Source organism: Streptomyces sp. NPDC043878 (assembly GCF_056435735.1).
This window is the reverse complement of record NZ_JBWKDW010000002.1, coordinates 361637-378861: the sequence shown is the minus strand read 5'-3', so window position 1 is coordinate 378861 and position 17225 is coordinate 361637. Positions and strand designations below refer to the sequence as shown.

Genomic DNA, 17225 nt, shown 5'->3' with positions numbered 1-17225 from the left:
CGCATGACCCTGCCCGAGCCTGCCCAGGCGTCCGGACCCGCGTCCTTCAAGTGGCGCCGGGAGGACACCGTCAAGACCGCCGGCCTGCTGACGGCCGTGGCCGTCCTGCACGTCGTCGCCTTCGGCATCCTGTTCCTGCTCGTCGTCCCGGAGCACTACGAGGTCGGGACCAAGGCGTTCGGCGTCGGCCTCGGTGTCACCGCCTACACCCTCGGCATGCGGCACGCCTTCGACGCCGACCACATCGCCGCCATCGACAACACCACCCGCAAACTGATGGCCGACGGCAAGCGGCCGGTGTCGGTGGGCTTCTGGTTCGCGCTCGGCCACTCCAGCGTGGTGGTCCTGCTCGCCGCGCTGATCGCCGGCGGCACACAGCTCGCGGGCCGGGTCATGAACGAGGGCTCGCGCACTCACCAGGCCCTCGGCTTCATGGGGACGACCATCTCGGGGACGTTCCTCTACCTGATCGCCGCCCTCAACCTGGTCGCTCTGCTCGGCATCCTGAAGGTCTTCAAAGCGATGCGCGCGGGCACCTACGACGAGCGGGAACTCGAACAGCACCTGGACGCACGAGGGTTCATGAACCGCATCCTCGGCCGGCTCACCAAGTCCATCAGCCGCCCCGGGCAGATGTTCCCGCTCGGCTTCCTCTTCGGTCTGGGCTTCGACACCGCCACCGAGGTCACGCTGATGGTGATGGCCGGCTCGGGCGCGGCGGCCGGCCTGCCCTGGTACGCGATCCTGTGCCTGCCGCTGCTGTTCGCCGCCGGCATGAGCCTGTTCGACACCCTCGACGGCACCTTCATGAACTTCGCCTACCAGTGGGCCTTCTCCAACCCCGTGCGCAAGGTGTTCTACAACCTGACCATCACCGGTCTGTCCATCGCCGTCGCGTTCTTCATCGGCACCATCGAACTGGTCGGCGTCCTGCACGAGAAGCTCGACCTGCGCGACGACCTCAGCGGCTGGATCGCCGGCCTCGACCTGGACAACGTCGGCTACGTCATCGTCGGCCTGTTCGTGGTGGTGTGGGCGGCGGCCGTGACCTACTGGAAGGTCGCCAAGGTGGAGCAGCGCTGGGCGGTACGGCCGGCCGACAGCCGCTAGTGCCGCGACAGGCAACGGGTCCGGACCGGGCCGCCCCGGGGGGGCCTACGCGCCCTCGACCGTCGTCAGCCACAGCTTCACGTACCGCTCCACGTCCACGCCCAGGCCGACGTCCACCAGGGTCTGCTCCCGCGGGCCCTCGTGGATCTCGGACTCGCCGGGGCGCGGACGGCGGTCGACGAGGGTCTGGCCGCGGGTCGGGCCCGGAGCCAACGCGACCTCCACCGGCAGGCGTTCGGTGGTCAGCCCCGCCGGGTCGACGACGGCGCAGACCGCGCCCGCGTCGCCGAGACCGCCCGTCGGGGTGGGGTCGCCCGAGGTGGCCGGGTCGCGGTGGGCGAGCAGCTCACCGGCCAGCCGCAGCCGGGGTTCGGCGCTGGCACGCAGCCGCTGCACGTCCCCGGCCGGCACCAGGACCCGCTGGAACACGTCGAGGCCGTACATGGTGATCGGCACCCCCGCGGTGAGCAGGACCGCCGCCGCCTCCGGGTCGTGCCACACGTTGAACTCGGCGACCGGCGTGGCGTTCCCGGTCGCGACCGCGCCGCCCATGAACACGATCCGCTCGATGTTCCGCACCACCTCCGGGTGCGTCCTGAGCAGCAGCGCGATGTTCGTCAGCGGTGCCGTCGGGATGAGGGTGACCGGGCGCGGAGAGGCGAGGATCTCGCGGCGCAGCAGCGTCACCGCGTCCACGTCCACCGGCACCCGGGTCGGCGCGGGCAGCCCGAGGTCGCCCATGCCGTCCTGCCCGTGCACGTGCCGGGCGGTGCGCACCGGCTCGATCAGCGGCCGCTCGGCACCTCGCGCGACCGGGATGCCGGGGGCGCCGGCCTGCTCCAGCACGGTCAGGGTGTTGCGCACGACCCCGTCCACGTCGGTGTTCCCGGCCACGCAGGTGATCGCCCGCACGTCGAGCCCGGGGTGGCGGACGGCGAACAGCAGGGCGAGGGCGTCGTCGACACCGGTGTCGCAGTCGATGATCACCGGGATGGGCTGACCGTTCACGGCGGAGCTCCTGTTCCTACGACCGTCTCAGCGCGGGCACTACGGAACCGACCTTACGCAGCCCGGCGCGGTTCCCCGCACCCCGCGGTCCGGGTGGGCGGCGCGGGGGCGCGGCCGGTCGCGCGCGGGCGGGTTCCGGGCCGCCGGGGCCGCGGGCGGTAACCCGGACGGACCGTCGCGCTGGTGGCGGGAGCGGCGCGGTGGTGCTGTGGGCACACGTACTCGATCTTCGCCGCGCGCAGGAGGCCCCCGATGACCCGCCCCCCGGCCCGCCGTCTCCTCGCGGGCGCCTCGGCACTGTGCCTTGCCTGTCTGCCGGTCCTGACCGCCTGCTCGGCGGAGACCCCCGACCGGCCCGCGCCCGCCGCCTCGCCCACGGCCGGCCGCTCCACCCCCGCCGCCTCGCCCTCCCCGTCCGCCGCCGCGCTCACCGCGGCCCAGGCCGAGGCCGCGCTGGTCACCGCGGCGGACCTGGGGGAGCCCTGGGAGCCGACGCAGGGGGCCGGGACCTGGCGGGACACCCTGCTCAAGGCGAAGGCCGACCCGCCCGACTGCGGGCGGCTGCTCGACGCGGTCTACACCGAGGAGGTGTTCGGCCCCGAGACCGCCGTCCACGCGGTCGCCGGCCTCGACGACGCCATGGACCAGGCCCAGTTGCGCTACCAGGTCCTCGCGCACGACCCGGCGGACGTGGACCGCACCCTGGCCTGGCTGCGCTCGCTGCCGGGCAGGTGCGGGCAGTTCAAGGCCACGACGGCCGGCGGCGCCGTACAGGGGGCGCGGGTGGCCGAGGCGGCGCTGCCGGCCGTCGGGGACGCCCGGGAGGGCCTGCGGCTCACACTGGCCGGGGAGAGCGCCGACGGCGAGCCGACCACGCTCACCGTGGACCTGGCCGCCGTCCGGGTCGGCGACGACGTGATCGTCCTGACCAACGGCGGCCTCGGCAACGTCTCGCCGGACGTCACGGCGGCGGTCGTACAACTGGGGACGCAGCGTCTGACGGAGGTCCGCAGACAGGCCCGGCTGGAGGTGTGAACCGGAGCGGGACCTCCGCCTTGCGGGGCGGCTCGGGGACGTCCCGGTGCCCGCTGGCACAAGTCCGCCGGTTCCATGGCGCGCGGCCGGTTCGCGGGCACCGAGGTGAGGGTGGTCCGCCTGCTCTCCGCGTGCCGGCGCAGGATCCTGAGCGCCTCGCCGAAGCCGGGCTGGAGCGGCAGCGCGAGGAGCGGGCCGACACCCGCCGTCACGATGAGCAGGACCGCCTCGACCGTGAGCGCAAACGGCCGGACGGCTCCGGGCGGACCGGCTCCCGGCAGACCGCCGGACGGAAGCGGGCAGACCGCCGGACGGACGCTGACGGCCAGCGGTCGGCTCCCGGCAGAACGCCGGACGGAAGCCGGCAGGCCGCCGCGCGGACGCTGACGGCCAGTGGTCGGTCCGCGGCAGACCGCCGGACGGCTCCCGGCAGAACGCCGGACGGAAGCCGGCAGGCCGCCGGACGGACGCTGACGGCCAGCGGTCGGCTCCCGGCAGAACGCCGGACGGACGCTGGGCAGACCGCACGGAAGCGGGCGACCAGCGGTCGGCGGTCAGCTCCCGGCAGGCCGCCGGTCGGACCCCCGGTCGGCACGACGGGCGGCCCCCGGCAGGTCGGCACGACGGGCGGCCCCCGGCAGGTCGGCACGACGGGCGGGCCCCGGCGGGTCGGCCCGACGGGGCGATCCGGCGAGCCGCCCGCGCGGTCGTGGCTCGGCCCCGGCCGTCACAGCGGGGGCTGGGCCGGGGCCGGGCCCAGGGTGGTTGTGCCGGGGGCCGTGCGGTGTCCGAGGCCCGTGCGGTAGGCGTCCAGGGCGGCCTCCACCCGGCCGGTACGGCGCAGCAGGTCGCCGAGCAGCCGGCACAGGTCGGCCAGGTCGCCGACGGCGCCCGCCCGTTCCAGGAGGCTCAGCGCCCGTACGTAGTGCTCCTCGGCGGCCTCGGTGTCGCGGGCGTCCTCGGCGATGATGCCCAGGAGGCGGTGCGCGGCGGCGGAGTGCAGGGCGCCGCGCTCGGGGCTGAAGTCGCTGAGGACGTGCCGCAGCAGTTCGGCGGCCTCCTCGCTCTTGCCGCGCCGGCGCAGCACGTCGGCCAGTTCCACGGCGACCTGGCTGGAGTAGAGGGAGGCCCGCTTGGCGGAGAGCATGGTGAGGGCCTCGCGCATCTCGGCCTCGGCGCGCTCCAGTTCGCCGTTCTGCGCGTACACGTACCCGCGCATCCAGTGGCAGTTGGCGAGCTCGGTGCGGATCTGGAGCTGCCGGTACAGCTCGGAGGCCTTGGCCAGCGAGACGTCGGCCTCCGCGAGGCGGCCCTCGGCGAGCAGGGTGCGGGCGACGGACCGGTGCATCCGGGCGACGAGCGCCGGGTCGCCGGACTGCGGGGCGAGCGCGAGGGCGAACTCCGCGGCCTGGGCGGCGCGGGCGTGGGCGCCCATGTCCATGTAGGGCCCGATGACGCTGGCGTAGAGGAGGAGCAGCGCGTCGGGATCGTGCAGGCCACCGCGGTTGAGCTCGTCGAGGGTGGACTCCAGCAGGTAGACGGCGTACCGCAGTTCACCGGCCAGGTAGTGGGAGACGGCACGTCCGCGCAGGGCCGGGACCCGGGCGGGCAGGGGGGCGTCGGCGAGGGCCTGTTCGGCCCGCTCGAAGTACTCGCGTCCGGCGTCGAGTTCCCCGGTGTCGAGCCCGCACTCGCCGAGCCCGAGCAGCGCGGCCGCCTGCACCTCGACGATCCCGTGCGTCCGGGCCTCGCCCAGCAGCGCGGCGTACTGCTCCGCCGCCTCCTGCGCCTCTCCGGTGGCGAGCGTGCGCTGCGCCTCCGTCAGCCGCAGCCGCAGTCCGGTGACGAGGTGGGCGGGCCGGCCGGTGGTCAGTTCCTCGAAGGCCACGCCGAGCCGGTCGGCGAGATGGCGCAGCGCCTCGTCGGAGGGGCGCACCCGGCCGGACTCCAGGGTGGAGATGTACGCGGGCGTGTAGGCGGGTTCGGCGAGCTGCTTCTGCGTCAGTCCCCGTTCGACCCGCAACTGCTGCACCCGGCGCCCTATGGTGCCCGGTTCGTCTCGGTCGGACATGGGCCAACTCCCCCTGTGGGTCTTGCCGTTCGGGTTCGAGAGCCCCTAGGTTAAACGGCGTATTAAACGTGCTTAACACAATGTCGCTGTTGTTGCCGTAGACATTGCCGTTGCCGTTGTCAGTGCTGTCGCCGGTGTCACTGTCGTTGTCCGTCCGCCGTTGCTGCGAGGTCGCCGTGCTCGAACGCCCCAGCACCACCACGCGATACACGAGGGGGGCCGCCGCCGCCGTGGTGGCCGTCGTGACCCTGGTACTGGCCGCGAACGCGGGCCCGACGAGAGCGGCGGACAGGACCTCGCCCCACCATGCGGCGCGGGTCGAGCGGGCCGAGCCGATCGGGCAGTCCGGCGACGGCCTCCCCGGCCCCGCCGGCGCCTCTTCCGCCACCCGCCGGTGACGTGACGCCATCGTAGTCATGGCGCGACCCCGTGGTCCCGGCCATGGAAAGGCTCGTCCCCGCCCGTCGTGGGCCGCCCCGCGTACGCTGCCCCCGTGACCTCTCCCGCCGCCCGCACCGCGCTGGATCTCACCGCCGGCCTCCCGGTCCCCGCCCTGGAGGACTTCTACCGGGATCTGCACCGCCATCCCGAGCTGTCCCTGCGTGAGCACCGCACCGCCGGAAAGCTCGCCGAACGCCTGCGCGCCGCCGGGTACGAGACCACGGACGGCATCGGCGGCACCGGCGTCGCCGGGGTGCTGCGCAACGGTGACGGGCCGGTCGTGCTGCTGCGCGCCGACATGGACGCGCTGCCCGTCCAGGAGGAGACCGGACTGCCGTACGCCTCCCTGACGCCCGGGCTGATGCACGCCTGCGGACACGACCTGCACGTGACCTGGCTGGTGGGCGCGGCCGACGCGCTGGCCGCCGGACGCGACACCTGGTCGGGAACGCTGGTGCTGGTGGGCCAGCCCGCGGAGGAGACCGGGGGCGGAGCCGCCCGCATGGTCGCCGACGGGCTGTACGAGCGGGTCCCGCGCCCCGACGTGCTGCTCGGCCAGCACGCCGTGCCCGGCCCGGCCGGGCTGTACGGCCACACACCGGGCCTGATCCTGTCCGCCTCCACCGACATCGAGATCCTCGTGCACGGGGTGGGCGGGCACGGCTCCCGGCCGGAGTCGGCGGTCGACCCGGTGGTGACGGCCGCGTTCCTGGTGACCCGGCTGCAGACCGTCGTCTCGCGCGAGATCGCCGCCGGTGAGGCGGCCGTCCTGACCGTCGGCCGCATCGAGGCCGGTTCACGGTCCAACATCATCCCCGGCGAGGCGCGTGTCTGGCTGAACATCCGCACCCGGTCGGAAGCGGTCCGCGACCGCATGATCGCGGCGGTACGGCGGATCGCGGCGGGCGAGTGCGCGGCGGCCGGATGCCCGCGCGAGCCGGAGATCCTCGTCGGCGACTCCTACCCGCTCACCGTCAACGACCCGGAGACCGACCGGCGGGTGGCCGCCGTGCACGGCGAGGTGTTCGGCGCCGGCACGGTCATCGACCCGGGCCCGGCGATGGCCAGCGAGGACTTCCCGCACCTGGCCGAGGGGCGACTGCCGTACTCCTACTGGTTCGTGACCAGCACTCCGGCCCGGGTGTGGGACGCGGCGCCCGGCGAGGACCTGGGGGAGAAGCTCGCCGCCGTCCCCGGCAACCACAGCCCCCGCTTCGCCCCCGACCTGTCGACGGTGGCGCCGGGCGTGCGGACGCTGGTGTCGGGAGCGCTGGCGTATCTGGTCGACTGATCAGCTCTGCGTCTGGAGTTGCCGCAGCTGACGCCGTACGTGGTCCAGCGCCCCCTGTCTGCGTCCCGGCACCCGCAGGCGCAACTCGGCCAGTGCGAGGCCGAGTTCACGGGCCCGCGCCGGGTCGGTGATCAGGCCCCACTGGTGGTGGGCCCGGTCCACGGCCGTCTCCACACCGGGCGCGTCCGGCGCCTGCCCCGACGACAGCCGTGCGGTGGCCACCGCGAGCCAGGCGCGGCAGCTGCGCGCCGGGTCCCCGGCGAACATCGCCAGGTCGGCGCGGACCTCGGTCCAGTGCAGGGCCTCCTCGGAGGCCGGACCGTGGGCGTGCGCGGCGGCCTGCTCGTGGTGTGCCGCCAGGGCGTCGGCGTCGGAGTGCCGGTCCGCGGCGACCGCGGCGGAGATCGCCGCGTGCGGATCGGTGTCCCCCGGGCCGTCCGGCGCCGACGCGCGCGGGGCCGGCGGCCGGGGCGGGACCGGCGGCCGGTGCGCGGGCCCGGCGTCGAAGGCTCCGGCGGCGCCGGGCGCCGTCAGCACCAGGTCCGCGTAGCCCTCGGCACCGAGCCGTGCCGAGGCGTGCTCGTGCAGTTGCCGCAGCGGCGGCCGGTGCCCGCTGCGCAGGATCGTCGCGACCGCCTTCATGTACGACGGGACGGCCACCGCGCGCCGGGCGGGCGGCGGTCCGATCCGCCCGTAGACCGCGTTGTTGCGGCCCGAGTCGAGCGGGTTCGCGCGCAGCCACTCCCAGGTCTCCGGGTCCGCGCGCAGATCGAGGAACAGCGTCGTCGTGCCCGGGGAACGCAGCCGCAGTTCCTCCCGGACCCAGTGCCAGGGCAGCGCGGTGTAGCGGACCGAGGCCGGTGTGGTGCGGGCCAGCGCCAGGTGCGGCAGCCGCTGGCGCCGGTCGAGCTGGAGCTGCCCGGCGACGAAGACGGTCAGCGGGCCGGGGGCCGCGGCGGCCGCCCGCAGCCGGGTCAGGACGGCCTGCGGCTCCAGCGGGTCGACGAGCTCGACGACGTTCGCGGTGTCGGTGCCGGACAGCACGGCGGGCGGGACCGCCGCGAGGACGGGGAGCACGGACGCCGCGTCCACCAGACACCCCTTGCCCGCCGGTGAGGCGGCGAGCAGCAGCACGGTCCCGGGCATCGGTCCCTCCCCATCCCCCGTCGATCACGTATGGCAGCACCGTAACGGGTGCGGCTGCAAAGCAGGGCGCCAGCACCGAGAAGCCCCCCACTCGGCCCCGCCCCCCTACCGGTTCGACCCCCGGTGCGGCTTTGGTTCGATCCAGGCCGGCGGCTACGGGTGTGGGGGGTGGGGCAGTTGGGGGTTGGGGTGCGGCTCGGCCGGCGGTCGGGTCTCGCTTCGGCGGACCGCGAAGATGGTGGTGTCGTCGGCCAGGCGGCCGGCGCTGTGGCGGAGGGTGCCGTCCCGGACGAGGGCGACCAGGCGGTCCGGTGCGGCGGTGCGCGGGTCGGCGGCGACGGCCTCGGCGACCCGGTCGGCCAGGGCGTAGAAGCGGCCGTCGCCGTCCCGTGCCTCGGTCACGCCGTCCGTGGTCAGCAGCAGCGTGTCACCCGGGGCGAGCGGGACCCGCAGGGTGGGCGGCGGGCCGGGGGCGCCGGTCAGCTCGCCGAGGCCGAGCGGGAGTCCGTCGCCGGCCGGCAGGGGGCGGACCCCGCCGGAGCCGACCAGGAGCGGCGGTTCGTGGCCGAAGTTGACGATCTCGATGTGGCCGGCGGCGCGGCGGCCCTCCGGCGCGGGGAAGCCCAGCAGGACGGCGGTGGCGAAGCGGTCGCCGTCGTCACGGCCGAGCGCCGTGCAGTGCAGGCCGTGTCGCCGCATCCGGATCTCCAGCCGGTGGGCGACCGTCCGAAGTTCCGGCTCGTGGTACGCCGCCTCGCGGAAGGCGCCGAGCAGCGCGGCCGCCGCCTCGACCGCGCCCAGTCCCTTGCCCTGGACGTCGCCGACGAGGACGCGGGTGCCGTGCGGGCCGGGCTGGATGTCGTAGAAGTCGCCGCCGACCCGGGCCTCGCTGTCCGCGGCGAGGTACACGGCCGCGTGGTCGAGGCCGCCCCAGCCGGGCGGGAGGGGGCGCAACACGGTACGGCGGGTGGTCTCGGCGATGTCCCGCATGTGCAGCAGCCGGCGCTCCCCGCGCAGGCGGACCACGCAGGCGAGGACGGCCAGGACGCCGCCGACGGCGACCAGGATGAAGTCGGGCAGGCCGGTCTCGTACTGGTTCGGCCAGGCGCTGTCCGCGAGGACGTACGTGACGAGTGCGAGCACGGCGAAGGCGGCCGTGCCCCACACCCCGCAGATCGCGGCGGCGATGCCGGGCACGAGCACGATCCAGGTGATGGTGCGGAACTCGCCGTCGGTGTCGAGGTCGATCAGCGAGATCCCGCACAGCAGCAGCAGCGGCGGCACCCAGGCGGCACTTCGGCCCCGGACCCGCAGCAGCTGCTGGCTCGGCGCCGGGTCGTGCGCGGGGTCCACGCGCGGCAGCGGGCCGACGAGCCTCCGGCCCCCGTCGTCACCGGCGCGCCCCACGCGCCGGCCGCTCACCGTCCCGGGCCCGGGCGCGCGGCCGGCCTCGGGCGGCCCCGTACCGACGCCCGCCGGGCCGCCACGGCCTGTGTGATCGTTTGTGCCACCTCTCCGCGGGTGCCGGGCGCGCCGGGGAGTACGGGCTTCATGATCCCCAGCGAAACACGGGCCGGGACGGCCCGCACCTGGGCGGAAACTCCCGTGTCCGCCGACTTGCCAGGGCCTGTCGCCAGGTGTGCTCTGGAAGACGGGGGCGAGGAGAGAGGAGTGCTCTCATGGCTCATGCGGCACCCAGGTCCCGCGGGGCGACCCGGCAGATCCGTCCGATCCGGACGCCCGACATCTTCGACGAGCGGGTCCACCGGGCCGCGGAGGTCGGCGTACCCGTCGTCCTCGGACTCGTCTACGGCTACTGGGCCGCGGCCAACCGGCGCGGCGGCGGGCCCGTCACCGGCTGGAACGTCCTGTTCGGCTTCGTCACGGCGATCGCGTTCATCGTGCTCTGCCTCGCCGTGGCGAGGCTGGCCCCGCTGCTCAAGCGCGAACTGCACTCGCTGACGAAGTCCGCCTTCGCCGGCGCGTCCGTGGGCTTCCTCTACAGCCAGAGCGGCGACAGCGTGCTGCGGTCGGTGGCCCTGGGAGTGGTGGTCACCGCGGGCGTCTTCGGCGTCTTCTTCTACCGCTACTACACACGCGAGGACGGAGAGGGCAACCGCATCCGCTGACCGGCCGTCCGCGGACCGGCCGTCCGCGGACCGGCGGAACGCCTCACCGGCCCGGCACGCCGGTGGGGCGTTCACGTATACCGGTGACGCGTTCACCCTCGGCCGGGCCCGTGACGCGTTCACCGGCGCCACCGGTGGGGCGTTCACGAACCCTCCGCCCGTGGAGCGCTCATGAACCCCCTCTGCCCGTGAGGCGTTCACGAACGCTCTGCCCGTGGAGCGTTCACGAACCCTCCGCCCGTGGAGCGTTCACGAACCCTCCGCCCGTGAGGCGTTCACGTGCGGGCCCCGGCGGGGTCTGCCGGGGCCCGCACGTTTCCCTCATCCCTCCACTCACCAGACGACGGGGAGCGTGCTCCAGCCGTCCGACGAGGCTCCGGACGTCACAGTGAGGTTCCACGAACCCGAGAAGCTCCAGGACAGGGAGCCCGAGACGGCCCAGGGCCGGCTCCAGTCGGGGTCGTTCCGGTCGGCGTTCGACCAGGCGCCGTTCTTCCACTGCGGACAGGGGTCGGCACAGGGCGCCACCCGCGTTCCGCCGGTGTCCACGAACGCGGCGCTCGCCCAGCCCTGCGCGCCGACGAGCCAGTACCAGTACGGGTTTCCGTCGACGCGCTGTCCGCGCACCTTGCACTGGACGCGGACGTGACTGCCGGGTGCGAGCCGGTCGACGGTCGCCGACCGGGTGGTGGGCTCCGCCCTCACGTGGAGCGCGGTGCCGGAGACGACGGTGCCCGGGACGGGCCTGTCTGATCCGCCGTCACCGTTTCCTTCCCAGTACGACGGTGCGGTCGCGGCGGACGCGGAGGTACCCGCTCCGGCGGCGACGAGACCGCCGCAGGCGAGCACGGACGCGGCGACGGCCCGCAGGGCCACAGTGGTGCGCATGAATCGGCCTCCTTCTCCCCAGAACCAGGTAACACCCGTTCGGGTGAACCCTCCACCGGAGAGCGGAGTGCCCGGTTCCGCCGGGGGTCATGGCGGTGAACGCCCGTTCGGCTTGTCCGGTGCGCCCGAATGCAGTCACTCCGCTCGCGCCGGGCGCCGCCCGGCCGTTGCCTGACAGCGTGGCCCCTCGACCCGCACGCATCCGGAGCGCCCTGTCGGCCGTACTGATCGCGCTGTCCTGCCTGTTGCTGCCGTTCGGCGCCCTGGCCGCCTGGGCGGCGTACGGGCTCACCGACACGACCCGGTACGTCACCACGATGGCGCCGCTCGCCACCGACCCGGACGTGCGCGACGCCGTCGCGGACGCGGTGGGCGCCGGCATCATGCAGCAGGTCGGCGACCGGCTCGACGCCGGACCCATGCGGGCCACCGTGCGCCCCTTCGTGCACGACGCGGTGCGCTCCTTCACCCGGACCGAGGCCTTCCGCACCGCGTGGGACGCGGCCAACCGGGCCGTCCACGACGCCGTGCTGCGCGCGCTGCGGGACGAGGACGAGGACGCCGCCACGCACGCGGTGACCGTCGACCTCGCCCCGGTCACCGCCCAGGTCAAGACACAACTCGCCTACGAACACATGCCGTTGGCCGGCCGAATCCCGGTCGAGCACACCGCTGTCGCCGTGCTCCCGGCCCAGGACCTGGCCCGGCTCAGGAAGGGATACCTCGTGCTCGACGTCGCCGGTTTCTGGCTCCCACTCGCCGCGGCCGCCCTCGCGGTGGCCGGGATCGCCGTCGCCACCTGCCGCCGCCGCGCGGTCACGGCCACCGCGCTCGGCACCGCCCTCGGCGGCGGCCTGCTCGCCCTCGCCGTCTCCGTCGGCCGCCGCCTCACCCTCGCCGACCTGCCCGACGCGGCCCACCAGCCGGCCGCGGGAGCCGTCTACGACGCCCTCACCGCCACCCTGCGCACGGTGTCCTGGCTGTTGGTCGCCCTCGGCCTGGCCGTGGCTCTGGCGGCCTGGCTCAGCGGCCGCTACGCCCACCTCCTACGGCGTCCGCGGCCCCGGCCGGCCACCACCGTCCCCTCGGCCCTCACCCCGCAGACCTCCGCCCCGCCACCCCGTCTCTGAGGGAGGATGCGGTCATCCGATCCGTGAGCGGAGGGCCGGGACGTGGACACTGCGACGACGGCCGGACGGAAGCTCCCCGGCGACCCGCGCGGGCGGCGGACCGGGCGACGGGCCGGAGTCCGGTGCGCCGTGGCGCTGTTCGCCGGAGTGAGCGTGGTCGTCGGCTGCCGGGCCGCCGACACCGACGGCGTCACCCCCGTGCCGCAACTGCTCGCCTTCCTGCCCTGGCTGCTCGTGCCCACCGGACTGGGACTGCTGGCCGGGCTGTTCGCCCGCTGGTGGGCCGGCCTGGTGTGGGGCCTGGTGCTGCTCGGTCTCCTCGCCTGGTTCATCGAGCCGTACGGCAGGGCCGGCGAGCCGTCGGGGCCGGCTGTCGCCGAACTGCGGGTGCTGACCTCGAACGTCGAGTTCGGACAGGCCGCCGGCCCGCTCGTCGCCGCCGTCCGCCGGGAGAGGCCCGACCTGGTGTTCGTCGAGGAGTGCGAGCACACCTGCGACGTGCGGCTGAAGCGGGCCCTCGGCAGGGACTACCCGCACCGGCGAGCCGTCGAGGGCGACGGCTCCGAGGGCTCGGTGATCCTCAGCCGCTTCCCGCTGCGGGCCACGGCGGGCGTGCCCGGCACCATGGGCATGCCCGGAGCCGTCGCGGACGTGCGGGGTCGTGCCGTACGGCTGCAACTCGCGCACCCCATGCCCCCGTTGCCCGGTCAGCTGGGCCTGTGGCGCCGCGAACTCGGCGCACTGCGGCACTTCGCCGCCGCCGACGGCACCACCCCGACGGTCCTGGCCGGCGACTTCAACGCCTCCCAGGACCACGCCGTCTTCCGCCGCGTCCTCGACACCGGGCTGCGTGACGCCGCCCGGCTGTCCGGAGCCGACCGCGTCCCCAGCTGGCCGGCCCGCACCGCCCCCACGCTCGGCGCGCAGATCGACCACGTCCTCGTCTCGGAGCAGTTCGCCGCGCGCGACGCCCGCTTCCTGGACCTGGCCGACACCGACCACCGCGCGCTGGTGGTGGACCTCAGCCTGCACGACGCGCGCTGAGCGGTCGCGATCACCCACAAGGCGTCGCTTTACTCTTCCATTGCCCGATCTTGGCATCAACTTGATGATGGACGCACGAGGCGCGGCGACGCGGTGACCTGCTGAATCAGGGGTGAACTGCCAGGACGTGACGCGGTGTTGACACGGGCCGTCCATCACACCTTGCCCCTGCCGAAGATCACCCTTCAGGGCCGCTAACCTTACGTGTCCGTCCTGGCCAGGGATTGACGGGCTTCAACTCACTCGAAGGGTTGCGCACATGGGCATTCTCACCTCCCTGCGGAACGCGTTCGGCAGGTCACGCAAGGGGCGTGCCGCCGACGCGGAGGGTGCGGAAAGCACCCCTTCGCCGGCACCGCAGCCGACCGTCCCCTCCCCGTCCCCGGAACCGCGCCCCACGGCGACCGCGACGGTCCCCGAGCCCCGCACGTCCGCCATGGACGACGACGAGCACGACCTCGTCTCAGCGGCCTTCGACAAGGTCTCGGTCCCGGCCCCGACGCCGGAACGGACCCCCGAACACACGGAGCCGGCAAAGCCGGAGGCGGCGGCGCAGGCGCCGGAGGCGGAGGCCGAGGCTCCGCTGGCGGAGGCACCGGTGGCGGTGCCGGAGGCCGAGGCTCCGGTGGCGGTGCCGGAGGCCGAGGCTCCGGTGGCGGTGCCGGAGGCCGAGGCTCCGGTGGCGGTGCCAGAGGCCGAGGCTCCGGTGGCGGTGCCAGAGGCCGAGGTGAAGCCGGAGACCGAGGCGGCGGAGCCGGCAAAGCCGGAGGCCGAGGCCCCGGTGGCGGAGGCGCCAGCCCCGGTGGCGGAGGCCGAGGTGAAGCCTGAGCCGGAGGCCGAGGTGAAGCCTGAGCCGGAGGCCGAGGTGAAGCCTGAGCCGGAGACCGAGGCACCGGCTCCGGTGGCGGAGACGGTGCCCGAGCCGGAGGCGAAGCCGGCCGCCGAGGCCCCCGCGGCCGCCGACGGCGAGGACGCCCCACAGGGGCCACTCGCGGCCGACGACGAAAGCAGCACGGGCGGTGCGGGTGGGAACACCAAGGCCGAAGGCGAAGCCGAGGCCGCACCGAAGCCCACCGAGCCGGAGATCACAGCCGCACCCGCCGCCGAAGAGCCGCCCGCCGCCGAGGAGCCGCCGGCCGCCGAGGCCCCCGCGGCCGCCGACGGCGAGGACGCCCCACAGGAGCCACTCGCGGCCGACGACGAAAGCAGCACGGGCGGTGCGGGTGGGAACACCAAGGCCGAAGGCGAAGCCGAGGCCGCACCGAAGCCCACCCCCGAGCCGGAGGCCAAGGCACCCGCCGAGCCGGAGATCACAGCCACACCCGCCGCCGAAGAGCCGCCCGCCGCCGAGGCCCCTGGTGCGGCTGGGAACCCCAAGGCCGAAGGCGAAGCCGAGGCCGCACCACAGACAGCGGGCGTCACAGACGCCGCCCCCGTCCCCCCGGGCCTGGCCACCGCCTACACCGCCGCCGCGGCCGCCCTGAAGGCCACCGACCTCACCGGCACCCACGCGAAGGTCTACCTCGTCCTCGACCGCTCCGCGAGCATGCGCCCGTACTACAAGGACGGCTCCGCGCAGGCCCTGGCCGACCAGACCCTCGCCCTCGCCGCCCACCTCGACCCCGGGGCCACGGCGACCGTCCACGTCGTCTTCTTCTCGACGGAACTGGACGGCACCGCCGACCTCACGCCCGCCGACCACGAGAACAAGATCGACGAGCTGCACGCCTCCCTCGGCCGCATGGGCCGTACGAGCTACCACGTGGCCGTGGAGGAGGTGCTCGCGCACCACCGGAAGTCGGCGGACCCCGCCGCCCCCGCCCTGGTGATCTTCCAGACGGACGGCGCCCCGGACGCGAAGACCCCGGCGACGCAGTCCCTCACGGACGCCGCGAAGAACCACCCCGCGGTGTTCTTCTCCTTCGTGGCCTTCGGCGAGCAGGACAACAAGGCGTTCGACTACCTCCGCAAGCTCAGGACGGGCAACACGTCCTTCTTCCACGCGGGCCCGACCCCGCTTGAGCTGACGGACACGGAGCTGTACGAGGGCGTCCTGGCGAACTGGCGGCCGTAGCGCCCAGGCGGTACAAGAGCTGTTCGGGGGGTGGACCGCACCACGGGTCCACCCCCCGAAACGCGGGTGAGTCGATCTGCGCGGGGCCAGTAGGATTTCGACCATGGCGGCCACTGGATCCGAGAAGCAGGGTGGAAAGGCGTACTACGTCACCACCCCCATTTACTACGTCAACGACGCTCCTCACCTGGGCCACGCCTACACGACCGTCGCAGGCGACGTGCTCACCCGCTGGCACCGTCAGCGCGGCGAGAAGGTGTGGTACCTCACCGGCACGGACGAGCACGGTCAGAAGATCATGCGCACCGCGGAGGCGAACGGCGTCAGCCCGCAGCAGTGGGCCGACAAGCTCGTCGACGAGTCCTGGCGCCCCCTGTGGGAGCACCTGGAGATCGCGAACGACGACTTCATCCGCACCACGCAGAAGCGGCACACCGACCGCGTCCAGGAGTTCGTGCAGGACCTGTACGACAAGGACGAGATCTACAAGGGCGGCTACGAGGGCCCGTACTGCGTGGGCTGCGAGGAGTACAAGCTGCCGGGCGAACTGCTCGACGGCGAGGGCGAGTTCGCCGGGCAGAAGCTCTGCCCGATCCACAAGACGCCGGTGGAGATCCTCAGCGAGGAGAACTACTTCTTCAAGCTGAGCGAGTACGGCGACAAGCTCCTCGCGCACTACGAGGCGAACCCCGGCTTCATCCAGCCCGAGTCCGCGCGCAACGAGGTCCTGAACTTCGTCCGCCAGGGGCTCCAGGACCTGTCGATCTCCCGCTCGACCTTCGACTGGGGCATCCCGATCCCGTGGGACCAGAAGCACGTGATCTACGTGTGGGTCGACGCGCTGCTGAACTACGCGACGGCGGTCGGCTACAACGAGAACCAGGAGAAGTTCGAGTCCACGTTCCCGGCCGACGTCCACCTGGTCGGCAAGGACATCCTGCGCTTCCACGCGGTGATCTGGCCCGCGATGCTGATGGCGCAGGGCCTGCCGCTGCCGGGCAAGGTCGCCGCGAACGGCTGGCTGATGGTCGGCGGCGAGAAGATGTCGAAGTCGAACCTGACCGGCATCAAGCCGCAGGACCTGACCTCGCACTTCGGCGTGGACGCTTACCGCTGGTACTTCCTGCGGGCCATCGCCTTCGGCCAGGACGGCTCCTTCTCGTGGGAGGACTTCTCCGCCCGCTACACGAGCGAGCTGGCGAACGACTACGGCAACCTCGCCTCCCGCGTGGCGGCGATGGTCGGCAAGTACTTCGGCGGCGCCCTGCCGGAGTCCGCCGCCGACGGAGACGCGGAGAAGGCGCTGCACGACGGCCTGGCGAAGGCGGCCGCCGAGGCCGACCGGAAGATCGGCGAGGAGCTGGACTTCCAGGGCGGCATCCTGGCCGTCTTCGACTTCGTCAAGCAGGTCAACGGCTACATCACGGAGCAGGAGCCGTGGAAGGTGGCCAAGGACGACAGCCCGGAGGGCAGGGCCCGGCTGGCCACGATCCTCTACACGGCCGCCGAGTCCCTGCGCGGACTGGCCGTCCTGCTCAACCCGGTGATGCCGGACACCTCCCAGAAGCTGTGGGAATCCCTGGGCGCGGAGGCGTCCCTGGGTGCCCTCGCGGACCAGCGCATCGGGGAAGCGGCCGACTGGGGCCGCCTCCCGGCCGGCTCCACGATCACCAAGGGCGCGGTCCTGTTCCCCCGCCTGGAGGAGAAGCCGACCGCGTAACGCCCCACCGCGACGCGAGGGGTGGGGGGGGGGGGGGGGGGGGGGGGGGGGGGGGTGGGGGGGGGGGGGGGGGGGGGGGGGGGGGGGGGGGCGGACTAGGAGCTGATGGAGAGGGGCGAGTAGGGAGGAAGGGGAGAC

General features: G+C 74.1%; 14 protein-coding genes. 9 read left to right on the top strand and 5 right to left on the bottom strand.

The genetic code is table 11. The annotated features are described in order from the left end of the window. Positions 1-3 precede the first annotated feature (3 nt). Entirely contained in the window at positions 4-1110 is a 1107-nt protein-coding gene (gene nicT / locus AC07AZ_RS05430) for a Nickel transporter NicT (RefSeq protein WP_478844039.1), read from the top strand. A 45-nt stretch (positions 1111-1155) separates the two neighbouring features. Here the strand turns inward: nicT and AC07AZ_RS05425 are convergent, their stop codons facing one another. Then, the gene (locus AC07AZ_RS05425) at positions 1156-2118 is read right to left on the bottom strand and encodes a nucleoside hydrolase (protein ID WP_478844037.1); all 963 of its coding nucleotides are present in this window, start codon (positions 2116-2118) and stop codon (positions 1156-1158) included. Between the two features lie 252 nt (positions 2119-2370). Between AC07AZ_RS05425 and AC07AZ_RS05420 the strand changes: the two genes are divergently transcribed. Further along, positions 2371-3153 carry a hypothetical protein gene (locus AC07AZ_RS05420; protein ID WP_478844035.1) on the top strand — a complete coding sequence of 261 codons (783 nt, stop codon included), beginning with the start codon at positions 2371-2373 and terminating at the stop codon, positions 3151-3153. A gap of 727 nt (positions 3154-3880) precedes the next feature. Here the strand turns inward: AC07AZ_RS05420 and AC07AZ_RS05415 are convergent. Beyond that, on the bottom strand, positions 3881-5224 hold the full coding sequence (locus AC07AZ_RS05415) for a helix-turn-helix domain-containing protein (RefSeq protein ID WP_478844033.1): 1344 nt from the start codon (positions 5222-5224) through the stop codon (positions 3881-3883). A gap of 110 nt (positions 5225-5334) precedes the next feature. On the opposite strand from AC07AZ_RS05415, the gene AC07AZ_RS05410 reads away from it, so the two are divergent. Further along, on the top strand, positions 5335-5622 hold the full coding sequence (locus AC07AZ_RS05410; protein WP_478844031.1) for a hypothetical protein: 288 nt from the start codon (positions 5335-5337) through the stop codon (positions 5620-5622). Positions 5623-5717: 95 nt separating this feature from the next. Further along, entirely contained in the window at positions 5718-6956 is a 1239-nt protein-coding gene (locus AC07AZ_RS05405) for an amidohydrolase (protein ID WP_478844029.1), read from the top strand. Here AC07AZ_RS05405 and AC07AZ_RS05400 read toward each other — a convergent pair whose 3' ends face one another. Then, the gene (locus AC07AZ_RS05400) at positions 6957-8102 is read right to left on the bottom strand and encodes a hypothetical protein (RefSeq protein ID WP_478844027.1); all 1146 of its coding nucleotides are present in this window, start codon (positions 8100-8102) and stop codon (positions 6957-6959) included. It lies immediately after the preceding gene. 153 nt (positions 8103-8255) lie between these two features. Then, positions 8256-9464: a PP2C family protein-serine/threonine phosphatase gene (locus AC07AZ_RS05395; RefSeq protein ID WP_478844179.1), complete on the bottom strand. Its 1209-nt coding sequence runs from the start codon at positions 9462-9464 to the stop codon at positions 8256-8258. A gap of 317 nt (positions 9465-9781) precedes the next feature. On the opposite strand from AC07AZ_RS05395, the gene AC07AZ_RS05390 reads away from it, so the two are divergent. Further along, positions 9782-10231: a hypothetical protein gene (locus tag AC07AZ_RS05390; RefSeq protein WP_478844025.1), complete on the top strand. Its 450-nt coding sequence runs from the start codon at positions 9782-9784 to the stop codon at positions 10229-10231. Between the two features lie 333 nt (positions 10232-10564). Here the strand turns inward: AC07AZ_RS05390 and AC07AZ_RS05385 are convergent, their stop codons facing one another. Continuing rightward, positions 10565-11119, bottom strand: a complete 555-nt coding sequence (locus AC07AZ_RS05385) for an SH3 domain-containing protein (RefSeq protein WP_478844023.1) — start codon at positions 11117-11119, stop codon at positions 10565-10567. 179 nt (positions 11120-11298) lie between these two features. Here AC07AZ_RS05385 and AC07AZ_RS05380 point away from each other — a divergent pair, with 179 nt between their 5' ends. The 4 genes from AC07AZ_RS05380 to metG all read left to right on the top strand — a co-directional run bounded on the left by AC07AZ_RS05380 (position 11299) and on the right by metG (position 17087). Continuing rightward, positions 11299-12249: a hypothetical protein gene (locus tag AC07AZ_RS05380; RefSeq protein WP_478844021.1), complete on the top strand. Its 951-nt coding sequence runs from the start codon at positions 11299-11301 to the stop codon at positions 12247-12249. Positions 12250-12291: 42 nt separating this feature from the next. After that, positions 12292-13293, top strand: a complete 1002-nt coding sequence (locus tag AC07AZ_RS05375) for an endonuclease/exonuclease/phosphatase family protein (RefSeq protein WP_478844019.1) — start codon at positions 12292-12294, stop codon at positions 13291-13293. Between the two features lie 259 nt (positions 13294-13552). Then, the gene (locus AC07AZ_RS05370) at positions 13553-15367 is read left to right on the top strand and encodes a VWA domain-containing protein (RefSeq protein WP_478844017.1); all 1815 of its coding nucleotides are present in this window, start codon (positions 13553-13555) and stop codon (positions 15365-15367) included. Positions 15368-15470: 103 nt separating this feature from the next. Continuing rightward, entirely contained in the window at positions 15471-17087 is a 1617-nt protein-coding gene (metG, locus tag AC07AZ_RS05365; protein WP_478844015.1) for a methionine--tRNA ligase, read from the top strand. Positions 17088-17225: the final 138 nt, after the last annotated feature.

What these genes read in the sequence shown, in the direction of transcription:
- nicT (WP_478844039.1), top strand. Translation starts at nt 4, where the DNA reads ATGACCCTGCCCGAGCCTGCCCAGGCGTCCGGACCCGCGTCCTTCAAG.
- metG (WP_478844015.1), top strand. Translation starts at nt 15,471, where the DNA reads ATGGCGGCCACTGGATCCGAGAAGCAGGGTGGAAAGGCGTACTACGTC.
- AC07AZ_RS05415 (WP_478844033.1), bottom strand. Translation starts at nt 5,224, where the DNA reads ATGTCCGACCGAGACGAACCGGGCACCATAGGGCGCCGGGTGCAGCAG.
- AC07AZ_RS05390 (WP_478844025.1), top strand. Translation starts at nt 9,782, where the DNA reads ATGGCTCATGCGGCACCCAGGTCCCGCGGGGCGACCCGGCAGATCCGT.
- AC07AZ_RS05385 (WP_478844023.1), bottom strand. Translation starts at nt 11,119, where the DNA reads ATGCGCACCACTGTGGCCCTGCGGGCCGTCGCCGCGTCCGTGCTCGCC.
- AC07AZ_RS05400 (WP_478844027.1), bottom strand. Translation starts at nt 8,102, where the DNA reads ATGCCCGGGACCGTGCTGCTGCTCGCCGCCTCACCGGCGGGCAAGGGG.
- AC07AZ_RS05420 (WP_478844035.1), top strand. Translation starts at nt 2,371, where the DNA reads ATGACCCGCCCCCCGGCCCGCCGTCTCCTCGCGGGCGCCTCGGCACTG.
- AC07AZ_RS05370 (WP_478844017.1), top strand. Translation starts at nt 13,553, where the DNA reads ATGGGCATTCTCACCTCCCTGCGGAACGCGTTCGGCAGGTCACGCAAG.